The sequence below is a fragment of the Thioalkalivibrio sp. ALE30 genome, from assembly GCF_000377465.1.
Taxonomy (GTDB): domain Bacteria; phylum Pseudomonadota; class Gammaproteobacteria; order Ectothiorhodospirales; family Ectothiorhodospiraceae; genus Thioalkalivibrio.
Map to the genome: position 1 here is coordinate 1 of NZ_KB898180.1, position 15,582 is coordinate 15,582.

The 15,582-nt window shown below is 67.1% G+C and carries 13 protein-coding genes and 3 tRNA genes; 6 read left to right on the forward strand and 10 right to left on the reverse strand.

Going from position 1 to position 15,582, the window contains the following annotated elements; all coding sequences use genetic code 11:
• The 4 genes from D107_RS0112870 to D107_RS0112885 all read right to left on the reverse strand — a co-directional run.
• On the reverse strand, positions 1-485 hold a 485-nt coding region (locus tag D107_RS0112870; protein WP_018881639.1), incomplete at its 3' end, for a GTP-binding protein.
• A gap of 66 nt (positions 486-551) precedes the next feature.
• Positions 552-627 (reverse strand) — tRNA-Thr (locus D107_RS0112875).
• 75 nt (positions 628-702) lie between these two features.
• Positions 703-776 (reverse strand) — tRNA-Gly (locus D107_RS0112880).
• A gap of 56 nt (positions 777-832) precedes the next feature.
• Positions 833-917 (reverse strand) — tRNA-Tyr (locus D107_RS0112885).
• A 216-nt stretch (positions 918-1,133) separates the two neighbouring features.
• On the opposite strand from D107_RS0112885, the gene pilB reads away from it, so the two are divergent.
• The 5 genes from pilB to zapD are packed head-to-tail and all read left to right on the forward strand — an operon-like array spanning position 1,134 to position 6,452.
• Positions 1,134-2,849: a type IV-A pilus assembly ATPase PilB gene (gene pilB, locus D107_RS0112890; protein ID WP_018865668.1), complete on the forward strand. Its 1,716-nt coding sequence runs from the start codon at positions 1,134-1,136 to the stop codon at positions 2,847-2,849.
• 43 nt (positions 2,850-2,892) lie between these two features.
• Positions 2,893-4,104, forward strand: coding sequence for a type II secretion system F family protein (locus D107_RS0112895; protein ID WP_018865667.1), 1,212 nt, complete (start codon positions 2,893-2,895; stop codon positions 4,102-4,104).
• A 3-nt stretch (positions 4,105-4,107) separates the two neighbouring features.
• Complete coding sequence (locus tag D107_RS0112900) at positions 4,108-4,971, forward strand: A24 family peptidase (protein WP_018865666.1); 864 nt, start codon at positions 4,108-4,110, stop codon at positions 4,969-4,971.
• A gap of 9 nt (positions 4,972-4,980) precedes the next feature.
• Positions 4,981-5,625, forward strand: coding sequence for a dephospho-CoA kinase (coaE, locus tag D107_RS0112905; RefSeq protein ID WP_018865665.1), 645 nt, complete (start codon positions 4,981-4,983; stop codon positions 5,623-5,625).
• A 56-nt stretch (positions 5,626-5,681) separates the two neighbouring features.
• Entirely contained in the window at positions 5,682-6,452 is a 771-nt protein-coding gene (gene zapD, locus D107_RS0112910) for a cell division protein ZapD (RefSeq protein ID WP_018865664.1), read from the forward strand.
• A 33-nt stretch (positions 6,453-6,485) separates the two neighbouring features.
• Here zapD and D107_RS0112915 read toward each other — a convergent pair whose 3' ends face one another.
• From D107_RS0112915 to D107_RS0112930, 4 genes are all read right to left on the reverse strand, one after another.
• Positions 6,486-7,463 carry a Nudix family hydrolase gene (locus D107_RS0112915; RefSeq protein ID WP_018865663.1) on the reverse strand — a complete coding sequence of 326 codons (978 nt, stop codon included), beginning with the start codon at positions 7,461-7,463 and terminating at the stop codon, positions 6,486-6,488.
• On the reverse strand, positions 7,444-8,655 hold the full coding sequence (gene argJ, locus D107_RS0112920; protein ID WP_018879977.1) for a bifunctional glutamate N-acetyltransferase/amino-acid acetyltransferase ArgJ: 1,212 nt from the start codon (positions 8,653-8,655) through the stop codon (positions 7,444-7,446). The genes D107_RS0112915 and argJ overlap by 20 nt, the downstream gene beginning before the upstream one ends.
• A gap of 12 nt (positions 8,656-8,667) precedes the next feature.
• On the reverse strand, positions 8,668-11,466 hold the full coding sequence (gene secA / locus D107_RS0112925; RefSeq protein WP_018881640.1) for a preprotein translocase subunit SecA: 2,799 nt from the start codon (positions 11,464-11,466) through the stop codon (positions 8,668-8,670).
• Between the two features lie 426 nt (positions 11,467-11,892).
• Positions 11,893-12,783, reverse strand: a complete 891-nt coding sequence (locus D107_RS0112930) for a M23 family metallopeptidase (protein ID WP_026279153.1) — start codon at positions 12,781-12,783, stop codon at positions 11,893-11,895.
• A gap of 45 nt (positions 12,784-12,828) precedes the next feature.
• Between D107_RS0112930 and D107_RS0112935 the strand changes: the two genes are divergently transcribed.
• On the forward strand, positions 12,829-13,269 hold the full coding sequence (locus tag D107_RS0112935; RefSeq protein ID WP_018876471.1) for a DciA family protein: 441 nt from the start codon (positions 12,829-12,831) through the stop codon (positions 13,267-13,269).
• Between the two features lie 16 nt (positions 13,270-13,285).
• Here the strand turns inward: D107_RS0112935 and lpxC are convergent, their stop codons facing one another.
• Positions 13,286-14,206: a UDP-3-O-acyl-N-acetylglucosamine deacetylase gene (gene lpxC, locus D107_RS0112940; protein WP_231366535.1), complete on the reverse strand. Its 921-nt coding sequence runs from the start codon at positions 14,204-14,206 to the stop codon at positions 13,286-13,288.
• 124 nt (positions 14,207-14,330) lie between these two features.
• Positions 14,331-15,488 (reverse strand): cell division protein FtsZ, encoded by a 1,158-nt coding sequence (ftsZ, locus tag D107_RS0112945; RefSeq protein WP_017942791.1) that lies wholly within the window; start codon positions 15,486-15,488, stop codon positions 14,331-14,333.
• Positions 15,489-15,582 lie beyond the last annotated feature (94 nt).

The window sequence follows — 15,582 nt, forward strand, 5'->3', positions numbered from 1 at the left end:
TCGTAGGAGGACAGCAGGTCGCGAACTTCCATCTCGACCAGCTCCAGCAGCTCCGGATCGTCGACCATGTCGGCCTTGTTCAGGAACACCACGATGTACGGCACACCGACCTGACGCGCCAGCAGGATGTGCTCGCGGGTCTGCGGCATCGGGCCATCGGCCGCCGACACCACCAGGATCGCGCCGTCCATCTGCGCCGCACCCGTGATCATGTTCTTCACATAGTCCGCGTGCCCGGGGCAGTCGACGTGCGCATAGTGGCGAATGTCGCTTTCGTATTCGACGTGCGCGGTCGCAATCGTGATCCCGCGCGCCTTCTCTTCCGGCGCATTGTCGATCTGGTCAAACGCACGGGCTTCGCTCCCGTACTTCTTGCCCAGCACCGCCGTCATCGCCGCCGTCAGCGTCGTTTTCCCATGGTCCACATGACCAATCGTCCCCACATTCACATGCGGCTTCTTACGCTCGAACTTTTCCTTGGACATTTCTCGCTTCCCCGGATCGTGACGCTAAAACTCAACAGCGACGCAGGTTGTACGCTGACATTAATATGGAGCTCATGACCGGATTCGAACCGGTGACCTCTTCCTTACCAAGGAAGTGCTCTACCGACTGAGCTACATGAGCCGGATAACTCTATTGCTATGGCTGCCAGGGCCTCGGCCGGGCCGCCCGCAAGGACGCACCACAACAGGCCAAACGTGGAGCGGGTGATGGGAATCGAACCCACATCATCAGCTTGGAAGGCTGAGGTTCTACCATTGAACTACACCCGCAGAACCCTGGCTTGCCTGACCACCGCCCACTATGGCCGCTGGCTTCAAAAACTCGATGGTGGAGGGAGGAGGATTCGAACCTCCGAAGGCTGAGCCAGCAGATTTACAGTCTGCCCCCGTTGACCGCTTGGGTATCCCTCCTCGATCAAGCCGCGTATTCTGAACCAGCGCGAAGCGCAGCGTCAAGCGCCTCGAGCATTCGCTTCCGGCCGCGGCGCAACAGCCTTGTCTTCTGCGGGGTTGATTCCTATGATCGGGGGCACAGCGGGGGGCGCCAGTGGTCCGCCAGGGCGTTTCCCTTCCGCCGCGGACGCACGTATTGTGTGGCCCATCACTGGTTTGTATACGCAGAGGCCCATGGCGAACACCACTACGGCACCGCGGCTCCCCGGGCTGGCCAAACGCCTGGTCGAGGCCGGCCTGATCGCGGAGGACATCGCCTCCCAGCTGGTCGAGGAGGCCCAGTCCCAGCAGACCCCCCTGATGACCCTGCTGGCCAGCAAGGGCCAGGTGGCGGAGGCCCGGCTCGCGGAGGCCGCCGCCGAGGAATTCGGGCTGCCGGTATTCGACCTCGCGACCTTCGAGCCGGAACTGCTGCCCAAGGATCATCTGAACGAGAAGCTGATCCAGAAGCATCACGCCCTCCCGCTGATGGTGCGCGGCAACCGGCTCTACATCGCCGTCTCCGACCCGACCAATCTTGGCGCCACCGACGAGTTCAAGTTCGCCACGGGCATGCCGGTGGAGGCCGTGCTGGTCGAGTCGCACAAGCTCGACCGCTTGATCGACAGCGCCCTGAGCGCCGCCTCGTCGCTGATGGACGACCTGGGGGACGACGGCCTCGACAGCCTGGCAATCGAATCGGGCGACGACGACAAGGACAGCTCGGACACCGCCGAAGGGGCGGACGATGCCCCGGTAGTGCGCTTCGTCAACAAGCTGTTGATGGACGCCATCAACCGCAAGGCCTCCGACATCCATCTCGAGCCCTTCGAGAAGGACTTCCGCGTGCGCTTTCGCATCGACGGCGTGCTGCACGAAGTGGCCCACCCGCCGAACTCCCTGGCACCGCGAATCACCGCGCGGGTCAAGGTGATGTCGCGCATGGACATCGCCGAACGCCGCGTACCCCAGGATGGACGGATCAAGCTGAAGCTGTCACGGACGCGGGCGATCGACTTTCGTGTCAGCACCCTGCCGACGCTGTACGGCGAGAAGATCGTGATGCGTATCCTCGACCCCAGCAGCGCGTCGATGGGGATCGACCAACTGGGCTACGAGGAACATCAGAAGGAAGCCTATCTGCAGGCGCTCAGCCGGCCCTACGGGATGATCCTGGTGACCGGCCCCACCGGGTCGGGCAAGACCGTATCCCTCTATACCGGCCTCGGCATCCTGAACACCGCGGACCGCAACATCTCCACCGCCGAAGACCCGTCGGAAATCAACATGCCCGGGGTCAACCAGGTCAACGTGAACCCGAAGGTCGGCCTGACCTTCGCCAGCGCCCTGCGCGCCTTCCTGCGCCAGGATCCGGACGTGATCATGGTCGGGGAGATCCGTGACCTCGAGACCGCCGAGATCGCGATCAAGGCCGCGCAGACCGGCCACCTGGTGCTCTCTACCCTGCATACCAACGACGCGCCGCAGACGCTGACCCGCCTCGCCAACATGGGCGTGCCACCGTACAACATCGCGTCGTCGATCCTGCTGATCATCGCCCAGCGCCTGGCGCGGCGCCTGTGTCCGAACTGCAAGGAACCGGAACAGCTGCCGGAAGAGGTCCTGCGCAAGGAGGGCTTCACCGACGCCGATATCCAGGCCGGGGTGACTGCCTATCGCGCGGTGGGATGTGACCAGTGCACCAACGGCTACAAGGGCCGCCTCGGGATCTACCAGGTCATGCCCATCAGCGAGGAGATGCAGCGCGGCATCCTGGAGGGCTACAACTCCATGCAGCTGGCGGAACAGGCAGAAAAGGAAGGCATCGAGGACCTGCGCCGCGCCGGTCTGATGAAGGTAATGGCGGGGCTGACCAGCCTCGAGGAAGTCAATCGCGTGACCAAGGACTAGTGCCGCAAGGGGCACGGGTCACCAGCTACAGGGGGACAGGGGGATGGCCGACTCCGGGACGATCTACACCTGGGAAGGACTGAACAAGAACGGCGACCGGGTCAAGGGCGAGACCCCGGCCGACAATGAGGCCACCGCGCGCGCCGAACTGCGCAAGAACGGCATTAACGTCGTCAAGATCCGCAAGAAGCCGAAGTCGCTGTTCTCCGGCGGCAACAAGAAGATCGTGCCGGCGGATATCGCTTACTTCCTGCGGCAGATGACCACGATGCTGCAGTCCGGTGTACCTCTTGTGCAGGCGTTCGAGATCGTCGGCCGCGGGAACGAGAAACCCGCGATGCGCGACCTCGTTCTGAAACTGAAAGCGGACGTGGAAGGCGGCGAGACCTTTGCCAAGGCCCTGTCCAAGCACCCGCGTCACTTCGACGACCTGGTCACCAACCTCGTCGAGGCGGGCGAGCAGGCGGGGACGCTCGAGACCCTGCTGGACAAGATCGCCACCTACAAGGAAAAGACCGAGGCCCTGAAGGCCAAGATCAAGAAGGCCCTGTTCTACCCCGCAGCGGTCGTCGTGGTGGCCATCGTGGTCACCGCGATCCTGCTGATCTACGTGGTCCCGCAGTTCGAGGCCCTGTTCCAGGGCTTCGGTGCCGACCTGCCGGTGTTCACGCGGATGGTGGTGGACCTCTCGGAGTTCACCCAGAGCTGGTGGTGGGCGATCCTCGGGGTCATGGTGGCGATCGGCTTCGTCTTCGTGCAGGCCAAGCGGCGCTCGCCACGTTTCGCCCGCTTCCTCGACATCATCATCCTCAAGGCCCCGGCCTTCGGGCCGATCCTGCGCAAGGCCGCGATCGCGCGCTTCGCCCGCACGCTGTCGACCATGTTCTCCGCAGGGGTCCCGCTGGTGGATGCCCTGACCTCGGTCTCCGGGGCCACCGGCAACGCGGTCTACCGCGAGGCGACCCTGCGCATGCGCGACGAGACCGAGGCAGGCGGGCAGTTGCAATGGTCGATGCGCAATACCGGCGTGTTCCCCAACATGGTGGTGCAGATGGTCGCGATCGGCGAGGAATCCGGCTCACTGGACTCCATGCTGGCCAAGGTCGCGGACTTCTACGAGGACGAGGTCGACAACGCCGTCGACAGCCTGTCCAGCCTGCTGGAACCGCTGATCATGGTGGTTCTGGGCGTGCTGGTCGGCGGTCTGGTCATCGCCATGTACCTGCCCATCTTCCAGATGGGTCAGGTGATCTAGGGAATGCTGGCCGAGACCGGCGCGCAACTGGGCGCCTGGGCCCTGCCGATCGCCGGGGTCTTCGGGCTGCTGATCGGCAGTTTCCTGAACGTGGTCATCGCGCGCCTGCCGGTGATGCTGGAACGCGACTGGGAACGCGAGGCCCGCGCCATCCTCGAGCACGAACCGCCGGGCGCAGAGGAGCGTTTCGACCTGGTGCGCCCGCGCTCGCGCTGCCCGCAATGCCAACGCCCGATCCGAGCGCTGGAGAACGTGCCCCTCCTCAGCTATCTGCTTTTGCGCGGGCGCTGCCCTGGCTGCGGCACCCGCATCAGCTGGCAGTATCCCGCGGTCGAGGCGCTCACCGCGCTGCTGTTCATCGTGACGATCTGGCACCTGGGGCCGAACGCCACAGGCCTCCTGGCCCTGGTGTTCACCGGCGTGCTGATTGCGGCGGCCGGCATCGACGCGCGCACGACCCTGCTCCCGGACCAGCTGACCCTGCCCCTGCTGTGGCTGGGCCTGCTGGTCAATATCCCGGGGACCTTCACCGACCTGCAGTCGGCGGTCATTGGCGCCGTCGCCGGCTACCTGGTGCTGTGGCTGATCTTCCATGGCTTCCGCCTGCTGACCGGCAAGGAGGGCATGGGCTTCGGGGACTTCAAGCTGCTGGCCGCGCTGGGCGCCTGGCTGGGCTGGCAGGCCCTGCCGGTCATCCTGCTGCTGGCCTCGCTGGTCGGCGCCGTAGTCGGGATTGCGTTGATCCTGCTGCGCGGCCGTGATCGCAATATCCCGATCCCGTTCGGCCCCTATCTCGCCGCCGCCGGCTGGCTCGCGCTGATCTGGGGAGACGAGCTGCTGGCCCTCTACTTCCCCCAGGGATTCTAGGCGACGGGCATGCTGCGGGTCGGACTCACCGGGGGGATCGGCTGCGGCAAGAGCCGGGTCGCGGGGTTGTTCGCCAGCCTCGGCGTGCCGGTGCTGGATGCCGACGCCATCAACCGCGAGCTGCAGACACCGGGACACGACCTCTACGCTGCCATCGTGAACCGCTTCGGGCCCGGCGTCCTGGATGCCCGCGGGCACCTGGACCGCGGCGCCCTGCGCAGCCGGATCTTTGCCGACCCGGGGGAGCGCCAGGCGCTGGAGGCCCTGGTCCACCCCGCGGTGGAGGCCCGCATCGAGGAAGACCTCGCCGCGCTGCCATCCGACACGCCCTACGCCCTGATCGTGGTTCCACTGCTGTTCGAGGCCGGCTGGGAGAACCGCTTCGACCATGTGATCGTGGTCCACTGCGAGCCCCACGAGCAGATCGCCCGCGTCACCCAGCGTGACGGCCGCAGCAGCGCCGAGGTGGAGGCCATCCTGGCGGCCCAGATGAATCCCGAGGAGCGCCGCCTGCGCGGGGACAGCGAAATCCGCAATCGCGAAGCCACAACGGAGGCCGACTTGGCGAACCAGGTAGCAGAACGCGACGCCGCCCTGCGCGAGCTGTCCGCCACGACCGCCTCCCGGGTGGAAATCCGCCCCCCGAATACCTGATACTGCCGGGATTCCCGGGCCATGCACCTTCAGCCCTCCTGCCGAACGGGCACGCCGTGAGCCAGACCCTGACCTTCGAACAACCGCTGCATGAACGCGTGCGCCTCCTGCTGCGACTGGAGGCCCTGAACGCGCGCTTCGCCGACGCACTGGAGTCGGGGCGGCCGTTCGACCACCACGAGGCCCTGGTCTCCCTGGTCGATATCTACGCGCTGGTGACCCGCGTCGACATCAAACGCGAGCTGATGGGCGAGATCGAACGCCAGACGGTCAACCTGAACCGCCTGGCCAACCAGCCGGGCGTGGATGCCGAGCGCTTCCGCGAAACCATGGACACGCAGAAGCGGCTCCATGATGCGCTGGAGGAACAGGCCGGCGCCCTCGATCACCGCGTGCGCGGCAGCGAGTTCTTCTCCAGCGTACGCCAGCGCATGGCCCTGCCGGGCGGCGCCTTCGACTTCGACCTGCCGATCTACCACTACTGGCTCGCACAGCCAAGCCAGGCGCGCAGCGAACTCCTGCTGGAGTGGTTCGAGCCGCTCAATACCGTCGCCGAGGCGACCGCCCAGGTGCTGCGCTACATGCGCCGCTCGGGCCACGCGGAGCCGGTCACAGCGGAGGAGGGCTACTTCGAGCGCAGCCTGGACACCAGCCATGCCTGGCAGCTGATCCGGGTGACCGTCGACCCCACCCTCGGGGTCTATCCGGAGATCAGCGGCGGACGCCAGCGCTTTACCGTGCGCTTCTTCGCCCCGGGCGACTTCCGCGAGCGCCCGGTTCCGGCCAGTCGCGACGTCCCCTTCCAGCTCTGCTGCTGCGCGATCTGACACCGTGACCGGGCTCGTTGCCCGGCGACGGGATCAACCGTCCAGCAGCCCGCGAATGCCGGCAATCCCCTGCGCTCCCGCCCGGCGCGCCTGGGCCAGGTGCCCCGGGGTCATGCCTCCCAGCGCATAAACCGGTACGCCCGCACCGGCCGTCCAGGCAGTGAAGCGCTCCCAGCCCAGCACCTCGGCCCCGGGGTGGGTGGCGGTCACCTCCACCGGCCCGAGGACCACGAAATCCAGCCCCAGCGCGGCGACCCGCGCGAGCCCGGCCCGGTCATGCACCGACGCGCCGATCCAGCCACCCCGGTCCGGACGCGTCTCCAGTTCGCGCCAGCGCCGCTCCGGCAGATGCAGCCCCACCTCCGGGAACCCGGTCAGCCAGTCCGCCGGGGCGTTGGCCAGCACCGGGATACCCAGCGCGCCGGCGGGCCCGGCGATGGCCGCGAGGAAGTCGCGATAGGCCGACGCGTCCAGCGCCGGCGCCCGAACCTGGACCATGCCGGCCCGGCCCGCGCGCAGGGCCCGGACCACGCGCTCCGCGATCGCGTCGGCCTGGCCCGCATCGTCCGGGGACGGGGTGATCAGATAGCGCTCGGGGAGCCGCAGCGCGTTGAGCATCGCGCGGTTGGCCGCCGGGAAATCCGCCGGGTCGAGGGTGTCCGGGCGCAGCCACGCCATGGTCTGGCCCTCGCGCGGCGCGGGTTCGCCGGACCACGTGCTCACGCGAAACACGTGCAGGCGCACAGCGCGCTCCGAATAGCGGTGATCAATGGTCAGGCACTGAACCGCAGCGCCGACCCGGACGCCCAGTTCCTCATCCAGCTCGCGGGCCAGGGCCGTGGCCGGCGATTCCCCCGCGGCCACCTTGCCCCCGGGGAATTCCCGAAACCCGGCCAGGTGCTGCCCGCGCGCACGGCGCGTGACGAGCACGCGGCCCCGGGCATCCAGGATCAGCCCGATCGCGACCTCGACCGGCCGGGAGACAACCGGTTCAGGACCGGTATTCGGCATTGATGCGCACGTACTCGTGGGAGAAGTCGCAGGTGTACTTGCGCGCGCCCGCGGGGCCCCGGCCGAGGTCGATGCGCACATGAATCTCGTCCGCGCCGAAGGCCCGCTGGCCATCGGCCTCTGCATAGGCCGGGGCCCGGCCACCGTCGCGAACGATCTCCACATCATTCACGTGGATCGCGACCCGCTCGATCGCCAGGTCCGGCACACCGGCGCGCCCCACCGCCGCCAGGATCCGGCCCCAGTTGGGGTCCGAGGCGAACAACGCGGTCTTCACCAGCGGGGAAAGCGCGACCGTCTCGGCCACCTGCGCCGCTTCTTCGCGCTCCCGCGCCCCGGTCACCTCCACGGTGACGAACTTGGTCGCGCCCTCGCCATCGCGCACGATCGCCTGGGCCAGCTCCAGACACACCGCCGCCAGCGCGGCGAGAAACGCCTCCCGATCCGCCGGCGTGGCGAGCCCAGCGCCGCTGGCGCCACTGGCCATCACCACGACCGCATCGTTGGTCGAGGTATCGCCGTCCACCGTGATCGCATTGAAGCTGTCGCGGTTGGCCACGCGCAGCAGGCCCTCGAGTTCGGCGGCGTCGATGGCGAGATCGGTCCCGATGAAGGCCAGCATGGTCGCCATGTCCGGGTGGATCATGCCGGAACCCTTGGCGATGCCCGTCAGGGTCACTTCGCCCTGCGACAGGGAGACGCGGCGGCTGCAGCCCTTGAGCACGGTATCGGTGGTCATGATCGCACGCCCGGCCTGCATCCAGGTATTGGGCGCCAACCCGGCGTACAGGACCGGCAGGGCCGCGACGATCCGCTCGACCGGCAGCGGCTCCCCGATCACGCCGGTGGAAAACGGCAGGACCGCATCCGCGACGGTCCCGGTAAGGCCGGCCACCGCCTCGCAGGAGGCGCGCGCGGCGGCCAGCCCGGGCTCGCCCGTACCGGCATTGGCGTTGCCGGCATTGATCAGCAGCCAGCGAGCGTGCCCCCGCGCCTGGTGCTCGGCGGCCACCACCACGGGCGCCGCGCGGAAGGCATTGGTGGTGTAGAGCGCGGCGATGGTCGCTTCCGGGCCGGCGTCGATCAGGACCAGATCGTCACGGCCGGCGTAACGGATGCCGGCTGCGGTCGCGGCCAGGCGGATGCCCGGCACGGGATGAAGGACCTCCGGGGCGATCAATCCAACGGCCATTGTGGGCGTCCCCTACAGCTTGCCGTGGCAGTGCTTGAACTTCTTGCCCGAACCGCACCAGCAAGGCTCGTTGCGTCCCAGCTTGGGCTCCTCGCGACGATAGGGGGCCTCGCCACTGGCGACCGGCTCGCGGCCCTCCGCCTCGCCTTCGGCATCGGGCTTCAGGGCGCTGTCGGGGTTCTGGTGCTGGAACTGCAGGTCGTCCTCGGCCGGCGCGGCCTTCTTCGGCTGTAGCGCCTCGACCTCCTCCGGCGACCGCAGCTGCATGCGCAGCAGGAACTTCACGACATCGTGCTTGATGCGTTCCAGCAGGGACTGGAACATGGCGAAGGCTTCCTTCTTGTACTCCTGCTTCGGGTTGCGCTGAGCGTAGCCGCGCAGCCCGATGCCCTGGCGCAGGTAGTCCATCGCGGCCAGGTGTTCCTTCCACTGGCTGTCCAGGACCTGCAGCATCACGTCACGCTGCAGCCGGTTCATGGTCTCGTCGCCCAGCTGCTCGCGCTTGCCGGCCAGCATCTCGCGGGCATGCCCCACGATGCGTTCGCGCAGCGGCTCTTCGTGGAGGTCGTCCTCGTCGTCCAGCCACTGCTGCACCGGCAGGTCCAGCCCGAACTCGCCGTTGAGGGCCTGCTGCAGGCCCTCAACGTCCCACTCGTCCTCGATCGAGCCCGGCGGGATGTACTGGCTGATCTGGGCGTTGACGACGTCCTCGACCAGGGTGTCGATGGTGTCGCTGATGTCTTCGGTGGTCAGTAGTTCGGCGCGCTGGTCATAGATCACCCGGCGCTGGTCGTTGGCCACGTCGTCGTATTCCAGCAGCTGCTTGCGGATATCGAAGTTGTGGGCCTCGACCTTGCGCTGGGCGTTCTCGATGGCGCGGGAGACCCAGGCGTTCTCGATCGCCTCGCCCTCCTTCATGCCCAGGCGCTGCATCAGCCCGCGCACGCGCTCGGAGGCGAACACCCGCATCAGGTTGTCTTCCAGCGACAGGAAGAAACGGCTGGAGCCCGGGTCACCCTGACGCCCGGAGCGCCCGCGCAGCTGGTTGTCGATGCGCCGCGACTCGTGGCGCTCGGAGCCGATGATGTGCAGACCGCCGGACTCGAGCACGGCATCATGGCGCTGCTGCCAGTCGGCCCGGATGGTCTCCTGCCGGGCCGTGTCCTCCGGATCCACCTCGGCCAGTTCGGCATCCAGCGAGCCGCCCAGGACGATGTCGGTGCCGCGGCCGGCCATGTTGGTCGCCAGGGTCACGGCTTTGGGACGGCCGGCCTGGGCGATGATCGAGGCCTCGCGCTCGTGCTGCTTGGCGTTCAGGACCTCGAAGGCGATGCCGGTCTTTTTGAGGGCCTGGGCCAGGCGTTCGGAGCTCTCGACGGAGGCGGTCCCGACCAGCACCGGCTGGCCGCGATCCACGCACCACTGGATCTCCTTGATGATGGCGGTGTATTTCTCTTCCTGGGTCAGGAACACCAGGTCCTGCATGTCGTCGCGCACCAGCGGTTTGTTGCCGGGGATCACGACCACTTCCAGGTCATAGATGGTCTTGAACTCGTAGGCCTCGGTATCCGCGGTACCGGTCATGCCGGCGAGTTTGTCGTACAGCCGGAAGTAGTTCTGGAAGGTGATCGAGGCGAGCGTCTGATTCTCGCGCTGGATCGGCACGCCTTCCTTCGCCTCGATGGCCTGGTGCAGCCCCTCGGACCAGCGCCGCCCGGCCATGATGCGTCCGGTGAACTCGTCGATGATCTGGACCTTGTCGTCGCGCACCAGATAGTCGACGTCGCGATGGAACAGGGCGTGCGCGCGCAGGGCCGCGTTCAGGTGATGCAGGACCGCGATGCTCGCGGAGTCGTACAGGGTCTGGTGTTCTTCCAGCAGACCCGCCTGGCGCAGCAGTTCCTCGGCCTTCTCGTGACCCTCTTCGCTGAGGAAGACCTGTTTGGCCTTCTCGTCGACAAAGTAGTCGCCCTCGCTCTCCTCGTCTTCCTGACGAGTGAGCTGCGGCGGGATGGTGTTCAGCCGCTCGTAGAGCTCCGAGCTGTCGCCGCTGGGGCCGGAGATGATCAACGGGGTGCGCGCCTCGTCGATCAGGATCGAGTCGACCTCGTCCACCACCGCGAAGTTGAGTGCCCGCTGCACCCGCTGGTCGGCCGAGAAGGCCATGTTGTCGCGCAGGTAATCGAAGCCGAACTCGTTGTTGGTCCCGTAGGTGATGTCCGCCGCGTAGGCCTCCCGACGGGTGACCGGGCGCAGGTGCTCGAACCCGCCCTCCTCGGCGTGATAATCCGGATCGAAGAGATAGGAGGCGGAGTCCACGCCCAGGCCGCCGGAGCTGTTGACCACGCCCACCGAGAGCCCCAGCGCGTGATAGAGACGCCCCATCCAGGCAGCATCGCGCCGGGCCAGGTAGTCGTTCACCGTGACCACGTGCACCCCGTCGCCGGTCAGTGCGTTGAGATAGGCCGGCAGGGTCGCGACCAGGGTCTTCCCCTCGCCGGTACGCATCTCGGCAATGCGGCCGTCGTTCAGGACCATGCCGCCGATCAACTGCACGTCGAAATGGCGCAGGCCCATCACCTGCGCGCTCATCGCGCGGCACACGGCAAAGGCTTCCGGCAGGAGCTTCTCCAGGTCCTCGCCCTCGCCCAGGCGGCGCTGGAATTCCCGGGTCTTGTGGCGCAGCTCGTCCCGCGACAGCGCCTCGGTGGAGTCGGCCAGGGCATTGATGCGTTCCACCGCGCGGGTATAGCGCTTGAGGATGCGATCGTTGCGACTACCGAAGATCTTCTGAACGAGCTGCTTGACCATGGGGATCCGTAAGGGTTGGCTGAAACCCGCCTAGGATAAACGATCCGTCGGGGAAACGCTGTGCCGGGAAAACGGCTTTCCGGGAGGCCGCCGACGCCGAATTGCGCGCCTCGCAGTCACTTGGGAGACGCTGATTGAATCGCACGTCCGCGTTGGTGCCCCCTGTTTCCCGAGACCAGGCGTGTCGTGCAGCGGGTAGTGGTTCTACCCGCAAACAGCGCAACGCAGGGTCGGGGAATAGAGGGCACCAACCCCGCAAGCGATTGAATGCAGGGGCTCGGGCGCCCGTTGCTGATCAAAAACGGGCGCGCGCACGGCGTTGCGGTTCCCTTGTGCAGAGTGACTGCACGGCAGTCACCGCGCTTTGTTCGCACGCAAAAGCGACTCGAGCGCGGACGTGCGATTCGATCAGCGTCTCCCTAGGTGTCAGTCCCGATCGGGAAGGAAGTTGTAGGGGTTGAGGGCCTTGCCGGCATCCACCACCTCGTAGTGCAGGTGGGTGTCGGTCGCGCGGCCGGTGCGGCCCATGGTCGCGATCACCTGGCCGGCCTCCACGCGCTCGCCAGCCTCGACCAGGATCTCCGCATTGTGGGCGTAGCGCGTGTTCAGGCCGCCGCCGTGGGCGATCTCGACCAGGTTACCGAAGCTGCTGCGCCGCCCCGCGAACACCACCAGACCGCCACCGGCCGCGCGGATCTCGGAGCCGGGCCGACCGGCAAAGTCCATCCCTGAGTGGAACCGCCGATTGCCGGTGAACGGATCCTCGCGGTAGCCAAACGCCGAGCTGATCCAGGCATCATCCTCGACCGGACGAAGCCGCGGCGACAGGGCCTCGCGCGAGGCATCCAGGCGCAGCTCGGAGCCCACGAGGTCCACCGCGGCGCTGTGCCGACCCAGCAGGTGCTCCAGCGCCAGCAGGCGGTCGTGCACCTCCAGCGGTGAATCCGGTCCTTCCAGCAGGGGTCCGCCCTGGCCCCCGGTCTCCGGCGCCAGATCGGCCACGTCCAGTCCCAGGGAGTCGCCCACCGACCGGATGCGCAGATCCACACGCGACAACTGGCGTTCCAGCGCCACGACCCGTTCAACCAGATGATTCAGGCCCTCGCGGGCGGCTTCGCGCTCCACCGTCTCGACGGCCACGGGATCCAGGGTATTGGTCACCGGAATCCGGACCACCTCGCGCTGGCTCTGGCCGACCAGGTAGGCCGCCACCACCGCGGCCGCCATCAGCAGCACCAGCACGCCCCCCGACACGGCCATCGCCCACAGGGGCAGGCGTGCACAAAGGCCGTCCGGACGTAGTACGATCAACTGCATGCGAATCCTCTTGTTCTCTCCGCCTTGCGCCACCGGGTTACCGGGATGACACCGCAGCGGATCACCCGTTTCATCGCCCGCGACTGGTCCGCGCACTCCGGCCGCGACCGCGGCGTGGAGCGCGCCCTCGAGGGCCTCGCCGGCAATGCGCTGAAGGCGCGGCGACTGGCGTTCACCCTGCGCGAGGACACCCTGGTCGCGATCTGCGCGGACCGCGGCCTGGCGACCGAACTGCGCTTCCAGCAACGCGAACTGCTCAAGACCCTGCGTGCCGCGGGCTTCGAGGGCATCGAGCAGATGCGCATCCGGCTGTCCCGGGTGCCCCGCCCTGCCGAACCGGCCGCGCGGCTGGAACGGCGCGAGATCCCGGAAGCCGCCCGGCAGATCCTCGCCGACACTGCCTCTCGCATTCAGGATCCCGAACTGGCCGGTGCGCTGGATCGGCTCGCCCGCGCGGCGCGCCCGTCCCCGCCGAAGCCGGACTGAACCGGCGCCGCGGTATTCAGCCCGCCGGCGTCGGTGCCAGCTGGCCGAAGGAGATCGGCAGGCGCTCGTTCGGGTCCTCGAAGGTGACCTTTTCCCAGGCCGTCTCGTCGGCCGCGAGTTGGCGGATCAGCTGATTATTCAGTGCATGCCCGGACTTGTGCCCGGTGAAGGCGCCGATCAGGCTGTGGCCGAGCAGGTACAGGTCCCCGACCACGTCGAGGATCTTGTGCTTTACCAGCTCGTTGTCGTAGCGCAGACCGTTCTCGTTCAGGATCTTGTAGTCATCGAGCACCACGGCATTGTCCAGGCTGCCGCCCAGCGCCAGCTGGTTGGCCCGCAGGGCCTCGATGTCGCGCATAAACCCGAAGGTTCGGGCACGCGAGACCTCCTTCACGAAGGAGGTGGACGAGAAATCCAGCTCGGCGCGCTGGCTCCCGTCGGTGAACATCGGGTGTTCGAAGTCGATGCAGAAACCGACCTTGAACCCCTCGTAGGGATCGAAGCGCACCCATTTGTCGCCCTCGCGGACTTCCACGCTGCGCTTGACCCGAATGAATTCCTTGGGCGCGTCCTGCTCTTTCAGCCCGGCGGACTGCAGCAGAAACACGAAGGGACCGGCACTGCCGTCCATGATGGGCACCTCGGCGGCGCTCACGTCGACGTGCAGGTTGTCGATGCCCAGTCCGGCTATGGCCGAGAGCAGATGCTCCACGGTCGAGACCCGGACATCGCCATTGACCAGCGTGGTCGAAAGCCGCGTGTCGCCGACATTGTCGGCACAGGCGCGGATCTCCACGGACGGATCAAGATCGCAGCGATGGAACACAATCCCGGTGTTCACCGGGGCCGGCCGCAGGGTCAGCACCACCTTCTCTCCGGTATGCAGTCCTACCCCGGTCGCCCGAATGCTGTTCTTGAGCGTTCTTTGCCTGATCAACGAATTGAGCCTCTCTCTTTCAGGAGAGCGCATAAGGGGAGCCCGGGCCCTCCCGGGCTCCTCATGCACACAACGATTGCCGCATTATTGCAGGATTCCGCTCGTCCTGCATGTGCCGGCGCTCTCAGTCCGCCTGTTTGCGCAGAAAGGCCGGAATATCCAGCACATCAATGCCTTGCTGCTGGTTGTAGTCCACCGCCAGATTGTCGCCACCGCGGCGCTTGACGGTCGGCTGATCGAGGTCGACTTCGACGTCGGAACCGACCGCCTTCTTCGGCTGGGCATCGACCACCCGCACCTGCGGACGTTCGGACTGCGAAGCCGGGGCCCCCAGGCCGGTCGCCACCAGGGTGACCCGCAGCTCGTCGGTCATCTCGGGGTCGATCACCGTCCCGACGACGACGTTGGCGTCTTCCGAGGCCAGGGCCTTCACCGCCTCCCCGACTTCCTCGAACTCGCCGATACCGACATCCATGCCGCCGGTCACGTTCACCAGGATGCCGCGCGCGCCGGAGATATCGATGTCCTCCAGCAACGGGCTGGCGATCGCGGCTTCGGCCGCCTCGCGGGCACGGTCCTCGCCGGAACCGGAGCCGGTCCCCATCATCGCCATACCCATCTCGCGCATCACGTTGCGCACGTCGGCGAAGTCGACGTTGATCAGGCCCGGGCGGGTGATCAGCTCGGCAATGCCCTGCACCGCGCCGAACAGCACGTCATTGGCGGCCTTGAAGGCGTCCAGCAGGGTGGTGTTCTTGCCCAGCACCGTCAGCAGCTTCTCGTTGGGAATGGTGATCAGCGAGTCGACCTGCTCGGTCAGGGCCTTGATCCCGGACATGGCCACCTGCATGCGGCGCTTGCCCTCGAACGGGAACGGCTTGGTGACCACCGCCACGGTCAGGATGTTCATCTCCTTGGCGATCTGCGCCACCACCGGCGCGGCCCCGGTACCCGTACCACCGCCCATGCCGGCGGTAATGAAGACCATGTCCGCGCCCTGCAGCAGGTCCTGGATGCGCTCGCGATCCTCCAGCGCGGCCTCGCGGCCCACGGAGGGATCCGCCCCGGCCCCCAGGCCCTTGGTGATGTCGCCACCCAGTTGCAGCAGCGTCTTGGAATCCAGGCTTTTCAGGGCCTGGGCATCGGTATTGGCGCAGATGAAGTCCACGCCCTCCAGTTGCGAGTTGACCATGTGCTGCACGGCGTTGCCGCCGCCGCCCCCGACGCCGACGACCTTGATCGTCGCGTTCTGGCTATAGGTATCCATCAGTTCGAACGTCATGATTGCGTCCTCTCGTTGCGTGTGTACAGGTACTTCTGTTGGCCTGCGTCATGGCCGGAGAGCGGTCCGACCCCCAAAGATTCCGGTGTCCTGG